Raw genomic sequence first — 17,288 nt, forward strand, 5'->3', positions numbered from 1 at the left:
TTTATTCTCCGTGTAAGAATGCTTTCTTATTAAGCAGTGCTTCTTCAGATTCTACATGATCTTCATCCGGAACACAGCAGTCTACCGGACAAACGGCTGCACACTGTGGTTCCTCATGGAATCCTTTACATTCTGTACATTTATCTGTTACAATGAAATAAACATCATCACTTACAGGTTCCTGCGGCGCATCTGCATCCACTGTAAGACCTGATGGTAATGTTACGGTACCTTTCAGTTCTGTACCTTCTGAAGCTTTCCAGTCTACTGCTCCTTCATAAATTGCATTGTTTGGACATTCCGGTTCACAGGCTCCGCAGTTAATGCATTCATCAGTTATTTTAATAGCCATCGCTAATTTTTTTTAAATTTGCACAAAATTACAAAATATTCCCCAATTTTAAAGCAATTATGAATACCGAAAATCAAGTTTTAGGACTTACGACACTAAGCCAATATATAAAAGACTTTTTAAATAAAAATCAGGAGGATTATAATGATAACGATTCAGACTTTGAATTGTTACTGAAACGATCTGAAATTGAAAATCCATGGTTTACCATTGAAAACCAGAAGTTTGCTTTGAAACAGTGGACGGATCTTCTTACGGAAGAAAATATTGCCGACTGGCTGAAAGAATATCAGATTTCAAAGACTACAAGAAGAGTAGGGCTTATTCTTGCAGGAAATATTCCTTTGGTGGGATTTCATGATGTAATTTCTGTGGTGCTGAGCAATCATATTCCGGTGATCAAGCTTTCTTCAAAAGATAAATATATGATTCCGTTTTTATTAAAGAAATGGAATGAATTTTCGGAAGGAAATGTCTCGTTTGAATTTGTAGAGAAACTGGAGAATTTTGATGCGGTAATTGCTACAGGAAGCAACAATACAGCAAGATATCTGGAATATTATTTTAAAAATCATCTGAATATCATCAGAAAAAACAGGACTTCCATCGCTGTTTTAAAAGGGGATGAAACTGAGGGGGAGCTTAAGCTTCTGGCGGAAGATATTTTCCGTTATTTCGGTTTGGGATGCAGAAATGTAACCCGGCTTTTTATTCCTCAGGATTTTGTTATCGACAGATTATTTGAAAGTTTTCTGGATTTTCAGGAGATCATCAATCATAATAAATATGCCAATAATTATGATTACAACAGGGCGGTTTATCTTTTAAATCAGGATAAATTCTGGGATAATAATTTTGTGATGCTGAAGGAAGATGAAAAATTATTCAGTCCGCTTTCCGTGATCAATTTCAGCAGATATTCTTCTCTGGATGAAGTGAAAAGTTTTATTTCGGAAAACGAAGAAAACATTCAGTGTGTGGTGGCGAAAGATGAGCTTGGTTTGGATTCCATTAAATTGGGAGAAGCCCAAAATCCGGGGTTGAATACGTATGCGGATAATGTAGATACGATGAAATTTTTATCCGTAATATAATTCTTTGTATCTTGCTGTCAGCAAATCATTTTATTATGAAAAAAATACTTCTGATTGTTGCGGCTTTGGCTTTTCAGGCGGGTTTTTCGCAGGAAAGCAAAATTAAAGTTGTTGAAAGCAAGAAAATAGAACTTACTTCGGAATTGAGTAAAGATAAAATCGACTTTTATCATCCGTATTTTCTGAAATTTGTGGATGCATTGAAAAAATCGGATAAAGAAGCCGTCAATACTCTGATTTCAGATAAGGTGAAAAGCATTGTTTCAGATAATGTCATTCAGAAATTATCGGGCGGAATAAGCTTTGAACGTACATTTGAAGTGTATAAATCCGGCTACCAGAAACTGCTGGATAACGAAACTTATCCGACGATTCAGTATAAATATAAAGACGATACGCTTTCTCCTCCAAGAGATCTGGTTACTGTGGTTTTCGAAAATGACGGTAAAATCTTAGGAGTAATGCCGGATTACAGCAGGTAATTTACAAAAGATAAGCAATACGGAATCGTGTATTCCGTTTATTGTTTATTGAAAAAGTTTAAGCATAATGAAAAAAATACTTTTAGTTCTTTCCGTTTTGTCGGCGCCGTTTTTTCTTTCACAAAAGACGAAAAATGTGAAACCGGAAACAAAAAAGAACACAAACACAAATGTAGCCACCGATGCAAAACCCTCTTTAAGTCTTAGCAAGGAGGAGATTGAACTCTACAACGGAAAATTTCTGAAATTTATCGCAGCCCTGAAGGTTTCTGACCGAAAAGCCATGGATGAACTTTTATCCGAAAAAGCCAAAACTATGGTAACAGATGTTGTCTACCAGAAGCTTGCCGCAGATATAAAGACGAACAAAACGTTTCAGATTATCAAAGCCAGTTATAAACCCTTAATTGACGGAAGTAGCCTGCCAATGATTCAGTATAAATATTCTGATGATAAAGCCGCTGAACCCAAAGAGGTGATTACGACAGTTTTTGAAACAGACGGAAAGATTATGGGAATAAAACCGTATAAGATTGTGAAGTAATTCAGAAAATTTTTGATAAAACACGATGAAAATTAAAATGTTAGGGATTCTCCTGATCAGCCAGTTTTGTTATTCTCAAAATATAATTCAGACTGATATTCAAGGCAAAAAGCTCAATGATTTTGTTCAGTTGGAGAATAAATTAGGAAGCAAAATTGTTAAGACAGATGAAGAGTATATTTCTTTCGAGCCCGTTCTTCAGCCTGTTATTTTTGAAAGAAAAGAAAAGGAAATCCCAAATCTTCGGGTATTTTATAAAGCCTATAAAACCGATTCTGTTATTGCGGAAATTCTTTATGAATGGGATGTTTACAATTTTAATAAAGGCGAAAATGTGAAGAAACCTGTGAGCTTTAATAAAGCCATGATAAAGAAATATGAAGAGCTTATCAGCGAGGTTTCGAAAAAATATGGCAAAAGCCATCAGAAAGGAAATTTGAATAATCTCAATCTCCTTAATTCCAAAGAAGGACTCCACCGAAGTGATGAATGGAAGATTAAAGACAGTATAAATATCTTTGCCTATATTGATCTTTCGGAATATTATGAAAGACAAGGAATGATGGCTACAGTTCCCGGACATAAAATTAGATTGTATGTAAAAAATGAGCGAAAAGAAGATGATGGAAATGCGTTAGGAAAAGAGAAGGTAAGTTTATATACTATTGAATTTCTAAAATTTATTGAAAAGCTTAAAACTTCTGATTTTGCCGGAGCAAGAGATTTACTTTCAGAAAAAATTGCCGGTTCCACAACGGATGATATGCTTAAAACTTTAGCTGAAAACATTCATTTTGATAAGCAGATTGATGTTTTTATGACGGGGTTTCAGTTGGTTAATGACGGAAGCCAATATCCGATGGTTCAGTTTAAATATAAAGAAGACGTTTCTCCTCCCAAAGAAATGATCACCGTTCTTTTTGAGGATAGCGGAAAAATTATAGGAATAAAACCTATGAAAAGATTAGAGTAACATATTAAAAAATAAAAACTATGATGACAGATGTTTTAGTGGCATATGCCAAAGAAGTTGAAAAGGCAGAATTTTATAAAAAAACGTATTTGCACGTTGCTTTGGCGATTCTTGCTTTTATTGGAGTGGAAACCGTATTGTTAAAAACCGTTCCGCCTGAAGTTATTGGGTTAATGTTTGGTGGAAGATATGTCTGGTTATTAATTATCGGAGTATTTTGGCTGGCTTCTGTATTGGCGAATAAATGGTCTCTTTCGCAAAGCAGATCAGTCCAGTATATGGGATTGGGATTTTATATTTTGCTTGAAGCGTTAATTTTTATGCCGATGATCTACATTGCAGTAGCGAATGTTGGCGGATCAATCATTTATCAGGCAGCAATGTTAACCATCGCGATGTTTGCAGGGATTTCTTTTGTAGCGTTTACTTCGAAAAGAGATTTTTCTTTCCTTAGAAATATTATTGTAATCGGAGGATTTATTTCTCTGGGATTAATCGTTGGCGGAATGATTTTCGGATTCGATCTTGGACTTTGGTTTTCGGTAGGAATGGTAATTCTGGCTTCTGCAACGATTTTGTATCAGACAAGCAAACTGAAAGATTCTTACACGACAGATCAGTATGTTGGAGCTTCTTTACAGCTTTTTGCTTCTATTATGCTTTTGTTCTGGTATATTTTGAGAATTTTAATGAGCAGAAGAAGCTAATTCAATAAGAGAAATTTTATAAACCCAAAAAATCCTGATGTCTTTTCATCGGGATTTTATTTTTGGTTTGTTTCTAAACACAAATGGCACTAATTTGAGCACTAATGACACTGTTTTTAAAAATATTTGTGCTTATTCGTGAAAACACATTTGTGAAATTCGTGTTTGAACTAAAACACAAACGGCACTAATTTTATCGCAAATGCCACAATTTTTAAAAATATTAGTGCTTATTCGTGGAAGAATATTTGTGAAATTCGTGTTTGAACTAAAACACAAATGGCACTAATTTGAGCACTAATGACACAATTTTTAAAAATATTCGTGTTTATTCGTGAAAGAATATTTGTGAAATTCGTGTTTAAATAAAAGCAATCGTGTTTAAAATTATCTGTCAATCGATCCTAAAACCTTCTGAGCAAAAGAATTTAAAGCATCTTTTTCGCTCATTCCGTTTTGTACGTTGGCGTGAACTTCCAGAGCTCCGCAGATATTCGTAATCAATTCTCCTGCAACGTTCATATCTTCTTCGGTAGTTCCTCGGAATTCTGTGAAGCTTTCTAAAACTTCTAACGTTTTTTCAAGATTTTCAGGAGTCTGGCTCTGATAAAACTGTCTGATGATCGGTAACTTCATGATTACAATTCGTTGAATAAATTAATTAAACTTTCTGCCTGATTAGACTGTACCTGATTCACCAATTCACCGTTTCTGAAGATTGCAAAAGTCGGAAGATTATCCACCGTTGCCAATTTTCTGCTTTCCGGTAATTTTTCTGCATCTACGTAAAGGAAAGGAATGTTTTCGTTTTCAGACGCCAGTTTTTTGAATTTCGGCTTCATGATTCTGCAGTTTCCGCACCATGTTGCACCGTACTGTACTACAACCTTTTCATTTTCGCTTACAATATTCTGAAGCGTATCTTCTGTTAATTCTGTATACATAATTTTAATTTGAAAATTTATTAATTTGAAAATGCTGAAAAATAGAAAATGAGATAATTCTTAAATAATCAATGTGATCAATTTTCAAATTATCTCATTTTCAAATTAGCACATTATCTTAGTTTTTCGCTAAATACTCTGCAGTAGAAGTTCTGTCTGCTTTCATCGCTTCTTTTCCTTCTTCCCAGTTTGCAGGGCAAACTTCACCGTGCTTCTGTACGTGCGTATAAGCGTCGATTAATCTTAAATATTCTTTTACATTTCTACCAAGAGGCATATCGTTTACAGACTCGTGGAAAATTTTCCCGGTCTCGTCGATAAGGTAAGTTGCTCTGTACGTAACATTAGAACCTGTGAAAACTTCTTCACCTTCGTCATTGTATTCGAAATCCTGATCTACAATTCCTAAAATGTTAGCCAACTGTCTGTGAGTATCTGCTAAAAGCGGGTAAGTAACGCCTTCAATACCTCCGTTGTCTTTTGAAACATTTAACCATGCGAAGTGTACTTCGTTGGTATCGCAAGAAGCACCGATTACTTTAGTGTTTCTTTTTTCAAATTCAGGTAAAGCTTCCTGAAAAGCGTGAAGCTCAGTCGGGCAAACAAAAGTGAAATCTTTCGGGTACCAGAATAAAAGAACTTTCTGTTGGTTTTCTGTAGCTTCCTGGAAGATGTTGATTCTAAGATCATCACCCATTTCAGACATTGCATCTACTGTTACATTCGGGAATTTTTTTCCTACTAAAGACATAATTTTCCTGTTTTTTTATTTTAAATTTTCAGGTGCAAATATAGAAATATTTCGTCTATCGAACAATTTGATTTCGATAAATAAAATCTATAATTATTTTTGATCTGATAGAAATAAAAAAGCCCTGAATTTCAAGGCTTTTTCATTATTAATAACCAAAAATCTCAGTCAAATTCAATTTCTTCACTTCACCGAGTTTCTGCATATCGGCTTCACTTACTTTATCCTGCGAAGCAACGAGACAGTAGGTGTAGCTTTTACCTTTCATTTCCTTGTCGTGGAAACTGTTGATATCTGCAAACGTCAGTTTTGGAGCCTGTTCGTAAGTATTCTTTCGGATATCCGTATTATTTCCAAGCTTCTGGGCTCTTAGATACGTAAAGATAATTCCGTCCTGCGTAATTCTTTCGGAGGCAATCGTTTTCTTCAGTCCGCTTTTTGCCGTTTCAAATAACTGATCAGATTTCGGAAGCGTTGTCAGAAGCTCATTCATCGCTGTGGTAGATTCATTGAATTTATCTGCCTGAGTTCCCACATAAGCCATAATCATATCTTTATCCTCTTTTTTGCCCGGAAGCGAGAAGTAAGAATAGGTAGAATAAGCCAAAGCTTTAGATTCCCTGATCGTCTGGAAAACTACAGAACCCATTCCGCCGCCGAAATAATTATTGAACAAATTCACGGTCGGAGTAATGCTTACATTATAAGGATCGCTGTTTCTTACCCAGAAAATTTCTGCCTGTACCATATCGTAATGGGCAAACAATACTTTATTCTTATCCGTAGGAATCTGGGTAAATGTTTTAGACTTCGGCATATCTTTCAGCGAAGCCGGAACTTTATGAATCAGCGTTAAAGAAGAAGCAACTTCGTTGGCTGATTTCGGACCGTAATGAAGAATTTTATGCTTGAAGTTGAATAAATCATGCAATACATTCACTAAATCTTCTGCTTTTAAGGCATCCAGTTCGGCATCGCTCAATACATTATTGAATGGGTTTTGAGGACCGTATTGTGCATAGCTTCTCAATCCGCTCATGATAGAACCTTTGTTCTGTTTCGCATTGGCTCTTGATTTTTTCAGCCTCACTTTATAAGAATCCAAAGCTTTCTGATCTGCCACACAGTTTTTAATTAAATCTTCAAACAGAGCCGCCGTTTTATCAAAATTTTCATTTAGACCTTCCAGTGTAACGTAGGTTTCTTCATTTCCTGCGCTTACATTGAAACTTGAAGCCAGTTTGTAAAATTCTTTACTGATGTCTTCCGAAGATTTATTTTTTGTTCCTAAATATTGCAGATATTCTGCTGCTAAAGGAAGAATTTTGTTATTCCATTTTCCGGCATCGAAATAATAATATAATCTGAAAAGATCATTGTCTGTATTTTTTACAGAAAGTACATCCACCGATTTTACTTTGCTTTTGGCAATATCTTTTTCAAAATTCAGCCATACCGGAGAAATCGGAGCTTCCGGCATTTCGTCGATCTTTTTCAGGAACGGCGACTGGTCTTCTCTGTTTACGGAAACCGGAGTAATCGTAGGTTTGTCTACTTTTACGATGTTTTTGTCTTCTCCTTTTCTTTTGTAAACCGCAACATAATTATTGTCTTTAAGATATTTAGATGCGAAATCCATAATATCTTTTTTAGTAAGCTTTGAAATTTCTTCAATATACTGAAGCTGGGTTTTATGGTCTACTTCGGAAGTGAATTCATCCATCAGAGATTCTGCTCTTGAGGTATATTTTTCATACTTCTGGATTACATTTTTCTTCTCATTATTCACGATCGACTGGATCAGATCATCAGAAAATTCTCCCTTTCTTAGCTTGTCGATTTCCTGAAGCAATAAATTCTTCACATCATCCAAAGACTGTCCTTCCGTAGGATTTCCCTGTAACAAAAGCGCCGAATAATCTTTCAGAACATACGGAAACGCATAAGCACCCAGTAATTTCTGCTTTTTAACAAGATCAAGGTCAATTAATCCTGCTTGTCCGTTCGTAAGCATACTTCCGATGAAATTCAGCATTCTTGCATCTTTTGTCGTAGCACCCGGAAAACGGAATCCGATCATGATGTTTTCAGGATTCGGGCCGTAAACTTCCCGGGTAATTGGAGCCATAATCGGACTTTCCTGTCCCGGATTGTATGCCGGAACCGGTTTGTTTTTCATATAAGAAAATGCTTTGTCGATCTTGGCAATCATTTCATCAGGATTAAAATCTCCCGACATGATGATCCCCATATTATTCGGAACGTAATAATTGTTATAGTATTCTCTGATCGCTTTTAGTGAAGGATTTTTCAGGTGTTCAATCGTTCCGATGGTCGTTTGCTTTCCGTAATTGTTATTCGGGAACATTGCGGCAAACATAGATTCCAGAACCTTTCTTCCGTCATTATCCAGACCTCTGTTTTTTTCTTCATAAACCGCTTCCAATTCTGTATGGAAAAGTCTTAAAATCGGCTGTCTGAAACGTTCTGCCTGTAATGCTAAAAATTTATCCGTTACATTTGCAGGAATGTCTTCCGTGTAAACTGTCTGTTCGTACGAAGTAAAAGCGTTGGTTCCGTCTGCGCCTATTCCCGACATCATTTTGTCGTATTCGTTGGCGATGGCATATTTTGCTGCTTCTCCCGAAACTTTATCGATTTCTTTATAAATTTCCTTTCTCTTTGCTTCGTCCGTTGTAGAATTGTATTTTTCGTAAAGAGCATCAATCTGGTCAAGAAGCGGCTTTTCTTTTGCCCAGTCTTTAGATCCGAATTGATCAGTCCCTTTAAAAAGCATATGCTCCAGATAATGCGCCAAACCGGTATGATCTGCCGGATCGGTTTTGCTTCCTGCTTTCGTTGCAATAAAAGTCTGGATTCTTGGATCTTTTTTCGTTGGGCTCAGAATAACGGTTAATCCGTTTTTCAGCGTGTAATATCTTGCTGAGGTAGGGTCGTTGGTTACATATTTATAGGTGTAGCCATTCGACTGTGCTTCTTTCCACTGGAAATCCTGTCCGTAAGCGTATCCGCAGTAACTTGCTGCTGCAATACTGGTTACAATGGTGATTCTCTTTAAAAAATTCATGTTAATTGATGTTGGAATATGTTTGATTATTATTTAAAAAAATGCTTAAATTATTCTTAGTTAAATTTATCCAGTAAATCTTTAATTCTTCTCATGGCTTCTTTTAGATTTTCCTCCGAAGCCGCATAAGAGAATCTGATGCATTCAGGACTTCCGAAAGAAACTCCGCCAACGCATCCTACATGAGCATTTTCAAGAAGGAACATCGCAAAATCATCAGAATCTTTAATTTCTGTTCCGTCTAATGTTTTTCCGATGTAATGTGATACATCCGGGAAGAAATAAAACGCTGCTTTAGGCAAAACTACTTTAAAACCGGGGATTTCTTTAATTAAATCATAAACCAGATCTCTTCTTTTTTTGAAAGCATCAATCATATATTTATACTCTGAAGGATCAGCCTGTAAAGCTGTGATAGACGCTCTCTGAGCCATGGTATTCGCTCCGCTCGTCATTTGTCCCTGGATTTTTTCACACGCTTTAGCCAGCCATTCCGGACACGCAGAATAACCGATTCTCCATCCTGTCATCGCGAACGCTTTAGACATCCCGTTGATAACGGCAGTCTGTTCGTAAACTTCAGGAAACTGGGCAATCGACGTTGTTTTCGTTTCGTAGTTGATGAATTCGTAGATTTCGTCTGAAATTACCGTTACGTGAGGATATTTGGCAATCACTTTAGCCAGAGATTTCAGTTCATCATACGTGTAATATCCGCCTGAAGGGTTGCAGGGTGAGCTGAACAGGACAGCCTTCGTTTTATCTGTAATGGCTTCTTCAAGCTGTTCTGCTGTAATTTTAAAATCTGTTACATACGAAGTCGGAAGCATCACAGAAACTCCGCCCATCATTTTTACCATTTCATCATAGCTTACCCAGTAAGGATTCGGAAGAATTACTTCATCTCCATCGTTAAGAAGAGCAGCCAGCACATTTAAAATCGCCTGTTTTGCACCGTTGGAAACGCAGATCTGCGTTGGTTTATATTCTAAATTATTATCTCGTTTTAATTTGTGAGCAATCGCTTCACGAAGTTCTAAAAATCCGGGAACAGGAGAGTAGTGACTGTAATTTTGGTTAATGGCATCGAAAGCAGCCTGTTTGATATTGTCCGGAACATCGAAATCGGGTTCCCCTAAAGTAAGGCTTATAACATCTATTCCGCTGGCTTTCATTTCTCTAGCCTTATTCGACATAACAAAAGTTTGTGAGTAACCAAGTCTTTGTACTCTATCTGAAAGTTTCTCCATGTAATTATTTCTATTTTAACAAATATAATAAAAAGTATTTCTTCAGAAATTAAAATACAGCCGGAGTAAGCTTTTTTTGTCTGCGTTGGCGTTTTATTACTTATTCAGTTAATTGTTTAAAGTAAAAATAGTTTTGCTCCTTCATGAACAGAATCCGTGTAGAAATAAGAATCAATCAGTCATCCATCAATCCCGGAAAACCGGATGAGAAAATTTCAAAATTACAGAAAAGAACCAACAATTATATCGAAAAGGATTAATTAATGATCAGTTGAAAGGTAAATCTTGGTTTTGATAATTTGAATAAAGCTGATAAAAAACTTATTTTTGCCGTTTATAATAATTTATATGTCTACAACGTTACTACTAAAATACTTTCCGGATCTTACAGAGACACAGATTGATCAGTTCAGTAAACTGGAGGTTTTATATCATGAATGGAATGAAAAAATCAATGTGATCTCAAGAAAAGATATGGAATCTCTGTACGAAAAGCATATTTTACATTCTTTGGGAATTGCAAAAGTGATGGAATTTGCTCCCGGAACAAAAGTTTTGGACATTGGAACAGGCGGTGGTTTTCCCGGAATTCCTCTTGCAATTTTGTTTCCCGAAACGCATTTTACCCTGATTGATTCTATCGGAAAGAAAATAACGGTGGTAAATGCTGTTGCAGAAGGAGCCGGATTAAAAAATGTAACCGCAATCCACGGAAGAGCGGAAAAATTAAAGGAAAAATTCCATTTTGTAGTAAGCCGTGCCGTAACACAGATGCCGGAATTTTTAAGATGGCTGAAAGGTAAATTCGAGAAAGAGCAATTTAATACAAAGCATAATGGTGTTCTGTATCTGAAAGGAGGGGATCTTGCTGAAGAACTTGCCGGACTGAAATGTGAAATTTTCAGCCTGAAAAGTTATTTTGACGAAGAATTTTACGATACAAAAAAAGTAGTGTATCTTTCTAAAGGTAATTTTAATTCTTAATTTTGTATTTAGCTTGTTTAAACAAATTTGAAAATTAACCGCAAAAGTCACAAAAGATCAGCACAATGCGACATTAAAATATCTAAAGCTCCCAAAAGAATAAAAATCAAAGATTTTTAAAAACTATTGTGATCTTTTTTATTTATAATTATTAACTTTAAATAAAACGTTTAATGAATGTCCGTAATTTATTATCATTGAAAAACCTTTGAGTTCTTTGCTGAGTGAATAGTTTATGCTGAGTTTATCGAAGTACCTTTGCGAACTTAAAAGCAGTTGGTATATAAAAGAATCTTAGCGATTCTTTGCGTTAAAAAGCAATATGATTAATATAACGGATAATCAAAAAGTTTAAACACATTTTGTTAAATAATAAATTCTGATATTTTTTAATAATAATCTAAATTTTGTAGCTATGAAAAAGTTTCTCCATTTTGGGTTTTCTGCATTAGTTTTAGGATTATTTTTTACATCTTGTAACGATGATGATGACTATAACACCATAGAATCTGTTGACAAAATTAAAATTGACAGTGTAAGGATTGTTAATGATACGATGGATGTTTTTTCAGTTCAGAGTATTAAGACTTATTCTACTTATCCTTCTCATTGTCAGGGTTTTTATGGATATGATTATGTGCATAATGATAATTTAACCAGAACCGTTACGGCTTATAAATACATTACGAACGGACCGTGTACGGAAAAAATATACACTTCTGCCAATCAGATCAATTTCAGTCCGCAACAGATTGGTACGTATACTTTTAAATTCTGGAATGGTGGCAACAACTGGATCACCAAAACAATAGTAGTTCAATAAAAATAAATGAAAGGAGTTTTTGTGGCTTGTTTTCTGATTTCCAATATTCTATTCGGTCAGAAAATAAAGTGGGAAGAGGGAAAAAAATTGAATTGGAGCAATTTTAAAAGCAAAGTCAATAACCAGCGTGGAGATAATGTCGTTGCGTATACCAACTGCGGCTGGACGTATTCTTACGTAAAATCTTCAAACCCGAAAGCTCCGGTGAAAATTACGATTCAGACGATTTTTAACGAATACCAATCATGGAAAGACGTTAAAAGAATCAATGATTATGTGCTGCTTCATGAGCAGAAACATTTTGATGTTGCCGAAGTTTTTGCCCGCAAACTGAGAAAAGAAGTTTCGGAAAAGATTAAAAACGGAGCTGATTTCGACAGGTATTTTAAAACCATTTACAATACAATCCTCAAAGAATATCAGGATTTCCAGAAAACTTATGACGGCGAAACAAGGAACGGAATGGTAGAGGAAAAGCAGGCGGAATACAACCGTATTATTGCTGAACAACTGGAAAATTACAAAAACTATAAAACCTCTTGAAATTTCTCAATAAAATCATCAGTGAATTATTAACCCAGAATTCCGATTTATCTGAATTTAACATCGTTCTGCCCGGAAAACGTCCCATTGTTTTCATCAGACGAATTCTTGAGGAAAATAATTACTCCGGATTTTTGCCGAACTTTTTTACAATTGAAGAACTGATTGATAAAATTGCCGATAAACAGCAGATTCAGGGAATTGCACTCTGGCTTTTCGCTTTCGATGTTTATAAAAGCTTAAATCTGATTCCGAATGACGATTTTGCAGAATTTCTGAAATGGTTTCCCACGTTGCAGAAAGACTGGGACGACATCCTGAAATTCTCCGAAAGTGATGAAGCCGTTTTACAGTATATGTTTGATGAAGAACGGATTAAAGAATGGGCGCAGGATTTGGGAGAAGACGATGAAGGACCGCGAAAAAAATTCCTTAATTTCTGGAAAAACATGAATGTCTTTCTTCCCGTTCTCAAGAAAAAACTGAAGGAGAAAAACTGGGCAACTTCCGGAATGATCAACGAAGCGGCAAAAGCAAAGATTGATGAATTTGCCAAAAATACCAGTGAAAAATTCGTGTTCTGCGGCTTCAATGCCTTTACTCCGGCGGAAGAGAAGCTCGTAAGAAGTCTTCTGCAATGGGACAAAGGACAGTGCTTTTTTCAGGCAGATCATTATTATTTTGATGATGAAAGACAGGAGGCCGGAAAGTTTTTAAGAAACCATAAAACGTGGAAGGAATTTGATGATCACCGTATTTTTCAATGGATTGAAGACGACTTTAATCAGCCCAAAAACATAAAAGTTTACGAAGTTTCAGGAAATATTACCCAGACGAAAATTTTACCGGAAATCTTCAAAGAAATAGAAAATAAAACCTATTCCGACACTGCGGTGGTTTTGCTGGATGAAAATCTGCTTCCTGCAAGTCTGGATGTAATGCACGGCGTTCCCAATCTGAATATAACAATGGGTTTTCCTCTGAAAAATCTTTCTTTTTCGAATGCCGTAAAACAGCTTTTTTATCTTCAGAAACAACTCGAGAAAAACAAATCTTCGTACTATTACCGCGATATTTTCCCGATTCTGGAAGAGTTGCCGAAATCTGCTGAAGATGAACTGGTGATCAATAATTTTAAAGCGAAAATCGAAGAACGCAATATCGTTTACATTTCCAAAAAGCTTTTTCACGAAATGTTACATGAACTTTCATACTATAATTTATTGAAAAAAGCAGATTCTACAAGTGTTTATTTAGATTCTTTAATTGAATTCTGTAAGCAGATCAAATGGCTGGAAATTGATGATATTCAGTACGAAAACGTTTCTCATTTCGAAAATGCTTTCAGAATTATCAAAAATCAGTTGTCTCCTTATCAGTTTGAAATTAAAATGGAAACGCTGGAAATTCTGATTAATCAGCATATTAATTCAGAAAGTATTGATTTTCAAGGGGAACCTTTGAGGGGGTTGCAGATTATGGGACTTTTGGAAACCCGTCTCCTGAATTTCGAAAATGTGATTATGCTTTCTGTAAACGAAGGGAAATTACCGCTCGGAAATTCACAAAATACGTATATTCCTTTTGATATCAGAAGATTTTTTGATCTTCACACTTTTTTGGAAAACGACAGTATTTATGCCTATCATTTTTACCGGTTGATTCAGGATTCTAAAAATGTACATTTATTGTTTAATGCCCTAAGTTCCGGAGTGAATACGGGAGAAAAAAGCCGTTTCATCACCCAGATCGAAATGGAAAGCTCTCACAATATCGAACATCTCATCATTGAAAATTCTTCCGAGCCGATTATTACGCAGCCTATCGAAATTTCAAAAACCGAAATTGTTCTTCAGCGGTTGGAAAAATGGAAGGAAAAAGTTTCGGCTTCTCACCTTACAAGTTATCTGTACAATCCGATTGATTTTTATCTTTCCAAGATTTTAAATACTTCTGAAAGTGATGAAATTGAAGAGGAACTTTCTGTAAAGAATTACGGAAATCTGGTGCATTATACCCTTCAAGAAATTTATGAAGTATTAAAAGGTAAAATATTAAAAGAAAATGATTTAAAAGAATCAGTTAAAGCAATAGATCAATATATAGAAGTCGCTATTGAAAAGCTGAAACATCAGCCGGAATTTTATGAAAAAGGTATGAATTTCATTCATAAAGCCATTGCTAAAAAAGTAATTGAAAATATTTTAAATCATGATTTGGAACTGGTAAAAAGCGGAAACGTACTGGAAATTTTAGACATTGAAAAACGTTTTGAAAATGTAGATTTTTATCTTGATGAAAAAGATAAAGTTTCTTTTTTCGGTTTCATCGACAGAATCGACCGGCTTAACGGAACGTTGAGAATTATCGATTATAAAACGGCAAAGATCAAAAATCTTATCGTAAAAATCGACGAATCCAATGTAGACGAATATTTCCATAACAACGACCGAAAACAGGCTTTGCAGTTGTGCATTTATCAGTACGTTGTACAAAATCTTCCTGAGTTTTGGGGACTTCCGATTGAGACGGGAATCTGGAGTTTTGCCGAAGCTAAAAAAGGCGTTGTTTCTCTTCAGTTTGACAAAGGAGATATTGATGATGCCATGAAATCCATTAAAAGCCTGATCGAAGAAATTCTGAATCCGGATCTTGCATTTATCGAAAATATAAAACCTTATTCTGCATAAAAAGAATGCATCCGAAACGGATGCACTCATTACGATGAAGGATTGTATGAAGAAAATTACTATAATTTCACTTTTTTATTGAAAGCTTTTCCGTCGTTCTGAATTACCTGAACCACGTAAATTCCTGTTTTGATGTTAGTTGATTCGAATTGAGAGCTGTTTACTTCCTGATTCTGGATTAAATCTCCTGAAATGCTGTAAATACTGATATTTTTAATACCGTTTTTAGCTTTTACAATAATCTGATTATTCTGAGCAATAACAGAAACAACATCTTCCGTTTTCACTTCACTGATTTGTTTTTTAAACTGTAAATTATAGAAACGGGTAGTAATTTCAAAAGTAAGATTTTGAGAATCAATAGTATTGAGATTTATTCCTCCGTCTTTAATATACTGTTCCTGAGAAACCGACTTGATAAGATTTTTATTGTCATCAAAAATATTGACAGCTAAAAGTTCTTCCTGATTGATTTTTAAATTCAGAATATTGTTGAGCTCAGATTTTACAATATCTTTTTCTTCTACCGTTTCCGGACTGTTTTTAATGTACGGAATGAGTTTTTCCGAATTATTTTCAGAGACTTTTAATAAATACACTCCATCCTGTAAGGAAGCTAAATTGTTGTTGCTCACCGTTTTTCGTTCAGCCTTTTCCTTGTTAAAATCTGTGATTTCAAGAAGTTCCATATTCTGAAGATCAGGTTTTATCTGGGAAGTATAAAGAGCGCTGATTGTGGGCTGACTATTTTGTACTTGTTTAGAAGTCAGCATCGCCCATTCATTGAAAAGTCCGCCGCTTCTTAAAGTATTAAATTTGGCATTGGATGCTAGAACAAAAGGCACAATTCCTCCGATATGTCCTAAAGGTCCCCAATAAAATGCCTCCAGTTTGTATTTATTCAGATCCCACCACGAATAATAACCTCTCTGAACCTCAATGGTTTTAGAAGTATTATCCGGATGAATGGCGAGATCAACCGTAGAATGTCCTAAAGTCATGGGTGTTTTATTATACCAGTCGTACACGTCATTTGATTTCAGACATTGTCTCAATTTGTTATTCTGGTTATTCGTAACATCATTTACGAAATTATTGGTAAAAAGTGTTCTCCACACCAAAGGTCCCCAAAGCAGACCTCCGTTATCCTGAACAACATGATAATTGTAGCGATCCAGATATTCTGAAGAGATTACTTCCGAAATACTGCTGTTGTACATTTGGTAACCTGTTTTATTACAGGTATTAACAATATTGGCGATAAAAGAAGTAAAAGGGTAAACATCTTTTTCCAGAACCCCTTTCTGTAAAGTAACGCCCGAAAAATCATACGGTCCGTCTCCCATATAAGCATATTTGAAATTCAGATTGTTAGGATTCGAAATGCTCAATTTCTTTAATGTGGACATTGCTGCATGAGCGCCCTGCGAATAACCTGTTAAAAAATACTCGTCGTAGCGTTTCACATTTTGCTGGGCAAGAACTTTGTTGGCTGCTGTTACAAAATCAATGGTCGCAGAAGCTTCGGTAGGATAGTGTACATAGGGATGAACTCCGTCTCCGCTTCCCATCCCTACATAATCGGGAGCCATTAAAATATATCCGTTCAGGACATAGGAAAGCTCCACTACAAATCCTGCATACGGAACTCCTTTAAGATTGGAAGGTACATTTTGACGGCTGTCGGTAGTTTCGGATCACGGAACTACCGTAGAAAGCTTGTAGTTCGCTTTTGGATACATCAGAAGTCCGGTTGCTTTTACGAGATTATTTTTCTCGTTTTTTGTATAATATGTTATTTTATAGGCTTTTAATCCGACATTAAAACTGTTGAGATAATTTATAAAATCAGGAGAATTCTGTTCGCCAAGATTGTTTGAGATAAAACCCGCCACCGCTTGCGGAGTAAGATCAAGTTTTGGTTCAACACTGAAAATGTCTCCGGCTTGTTGTGCAAAATAAAAGGAAGCAGTAAGTCCCAGAAAAAGAGTAATTGATTTTTTCATTATTGTCAATTTTTATTGATGTTTAAGTTAGAATTTTAAAATAAAACAGTGGTAATT

At 35.5% G+C, this 17,288-nt stretch carries 17 protein-coding genes; 9 read left to right on the top strand and 8 right to left on the bottom strand.

Annotation, left to right across the window (positions count from 1 at the left end):
- Window position 1: 1 nt before the first annotated feature.
- A complete protein-coding gene (locus tag QWT87_RS06175; RefSeq protein ID WP_034682968.1) occupies window positions 2-352 on the bottom strand; it encodes a 4Fe-4S binding protein in 351 nt (116 codons plus the stop codon).
- A gap of 59 nt (window positions 353-411) precedes the next feature.
- Between QWT87_RS06175 and QWT87_RS06180 the strand changes: the two genes are divergently transcribed.
- From QWT87_RS06180 to QWT87_RS06200, 5 genes are all read left to right on the top strand, one after another.
- Window positions 412-1,446 carry an acyl-CoA reductase gene (locus QWT87_RS06180; RefSeq protein ID WP_302714825.1) on the top strand — a complete coding sequence of 345 codons (1,035 nt, stop codon included), beginning with the start codon at window positions 412-414 and terminating at the stop codon, window positions 1,444-1,446.
- A 35-nt stretch (window positions 1,447-1,481) separates the two neighbouring features.
- Window positions 1,482-1,928 (top strand): peptidylprolyl isomerase, encoded by a 447-nt coding sequence (locus QWT87_RS06185; protein WP_302714828.1) that lies wholly within the window; start codon window positions 1,482-1,484, stop codon window positions 1,926-1,928.
- Between the two features lie 67 nt (window positions 1,929-1,995).
- On the top strand, window positions 1,996-2,472 hold the full coding sequence (locus QWT87_RS06190; RefSeq protein WP_302714830.1) for a peptidylprolyl isomerase: 477 nt from the start codon (window positions 1,996-1,998) through the stop codon (window positions 2,470-2,472).
- 25 nt (window positions 2,473-2,497) lie between these two features.
- Complete coding sequence (locus QWT87_RS06195; RefSeq protein WP_302714832.1) at window positions 2,498-3,445, top strand: hypothetical protein; 948 nt, start codon at window positions 2,498-2,500, stop codon at window positions 3,443-3,445.
- 20 nt (window positions 3,446-3,465) lie between these two features.
- Window positions 3,466-4,152 carry a Bax inhibitor-1/YccA family protein gene (locus tag QWT87_RS06200; protein ID WP_302714834.1) on the top strand — a complete coding sequence of 229 codons (687 nt, stop codon included), beginning with the start codon at window positions 3,466-3,468 and terminating at the stop codon, window positions 4,150-4,152.
- A 387-nt stretch (window positions 4,153-4,539) separates the two neighbouring features.
- On the opposite strand, the gene QWT87_RS06205 is transcribed toward QWT87_RS06200, so the two are convergent.
- The 5 genes from QWT87_RS06205 to QWT87_RS06225 form a co-directional block, all read right to left on the bottom strand.
- Window positions 4,540-4,788 (bottom strand): DUF6952 family protein, encoded by a 249-nt coding sequence (locus QWT87_RS06205; RefSeq protein ID WP_302714837.1) that lies wholly within the window; start codon window positions 4,786-4,788, stop codon window positions 4,540-4,542.
- Between the two features lie 2 nt (window positions 4,789-4,790).
- A complete protein-coding gene (locus tag QWT87_RS06210) occupies window positions 4,791-5,096 on the bottom strand; it encodes a thioredoxin family protein (protein WP_087709873.1) in 306 nt (101 codons plus the stop codon).
- A 118-nt stretch (window positions 5,097-5,214) separates the two neighbouring features.
- Window positions 5,215-5,847, bottom strand: a complete 633-nt coding sequence (locus QWT87_RS06215; protein WP_076390398.1) for a peroxiredoxin — start codon at window positions 5,845-5,847, stop codon at window positions 5,215-5,217.
- Window positions 5,848-5,995: 148 nt separating this feature from the next.
- Window positions 5,996-8,935, bottom strand: a complete 2,940-nt coding sequence (locus tag QWT87_RS06220; protein WP_302714840.1) for a M16 family metallopeptidase — start codon at window positions 8,933-8,935, stop codon at window positions 5,996-5,998.
- 56 nt (window positions 8,936-8,991) lie between these two features.
- Complete coding sequence (locus QWT87_RS06225) at window positions 8,992-10,185, bottom strand: pyridoxal phosphate-dependent aminotransferase (RefSeq protein ID WP_302714842.1); 1,194 nt, start codon at window positions 10,183-10,185, stop codon at window positions 8,992-8,994.
- Between the two features lie 348 nt (window positions 10,186-10,533).
- Here QWT87_RS06225 and rsmG point away from each other — a divergent pair, with 348 nt between their 5' ends.
- From rsmG to QWT87_RS06245, 4 genes are all read left to right on the top strand, one after another.
- Window positions 10,534-11,169: a 16S rRNA (guanine(527)-N(7))-methyltransferase RsmG gene (gene rsmG / locus QWT87_RS06230; protein WP_302714844.1), complete on the top strand. Its 636-nt coding sequence runs from the start codon at window positions 10,534-10,536 to the stop codon at window positions 11,167-11,169.
- Between the two features lie 415 nt (window positions 11,170-11,584).
- On the top strand, window positions 11,585-11,992 hold the full coding sequence (locus QWT87_RS06235; protein WP_302714846.1) for a hypothetical protein: 408 nt from the start codon (window positions 11,585-11,587) through the stop codon (window positions 11,990-11,992).
- 6 nt (window positions 11,993-11,998) lie between these two features.
- Window positions 11,999-12,535, top strand: coding sequence for a DUF922 domain-containing protein (locus QWT87_RS06240; RefSeq protein ID WP_302714848.1), 537 nt, complete (start codon window positions 11,999-12,001; stop codon window positions 12,533-12,535).
- Complete coding sequence (locus QWT87_RS06245) at window positions 12,532-15,225, top strand: PD-(D/E)XK nuclease family protein (protein WP_302714850.1); 2,694 nt, start codon at window positions 12,532-12,534, stop codon at window positions 15,223-15,225. The genes QWT87_RS06240 and QWT87_RS06245 overlap by 4 nt, the downstream gene beginning before the upstream one ends.
- 59 nt (window positions 15,226-15,284) lie before the next feature.
- Here QWT87_RS06245 and QWT87_RS06250 read toward each other — a convergent pair whose 3' ends face one another.
- Together QWT87_RS06250 and QWT87_RS06255 are read right to left on the bottom strand one after the other, a co-directional pair.
- Window positions 15,285-16,853, bottom strand: coding sequence for a T9SS type A sorting domain-containing protein (locus QWT87_RS06250; protein ID WP_302714852.1), 1,569 nt, complete (start codon window positions 16,851-16,853; stop codon window positions 15,285-15,287).
- Between the two features lie 69 nt (window positions 16,854-16,922).
- Complete coding sequence (locus QWT87_RS06255) at window positions 16,923-17,231, bottom strand: hypothetical protein (RefSeq protein ID WP_302714855.1); 309 nt, start codon at window positions 17,229-17,231, stop codon at window positions 16,923-16,925.
- Window positions 17,232-17,288 lie beyond the last annotated feature (57 nt).

The sequence above is a fragment of the Chryseobacterium urinae genome, from assembly GCF_030518295.1.
GTDB classification, from domain to species: domain Bacteria; phylum Bacteroidota; class Bacteroidia; order Flavobacteriales; family Weeksellaceae; genus Chryseobacterium; species Chryseobacterium mucoviscidosis.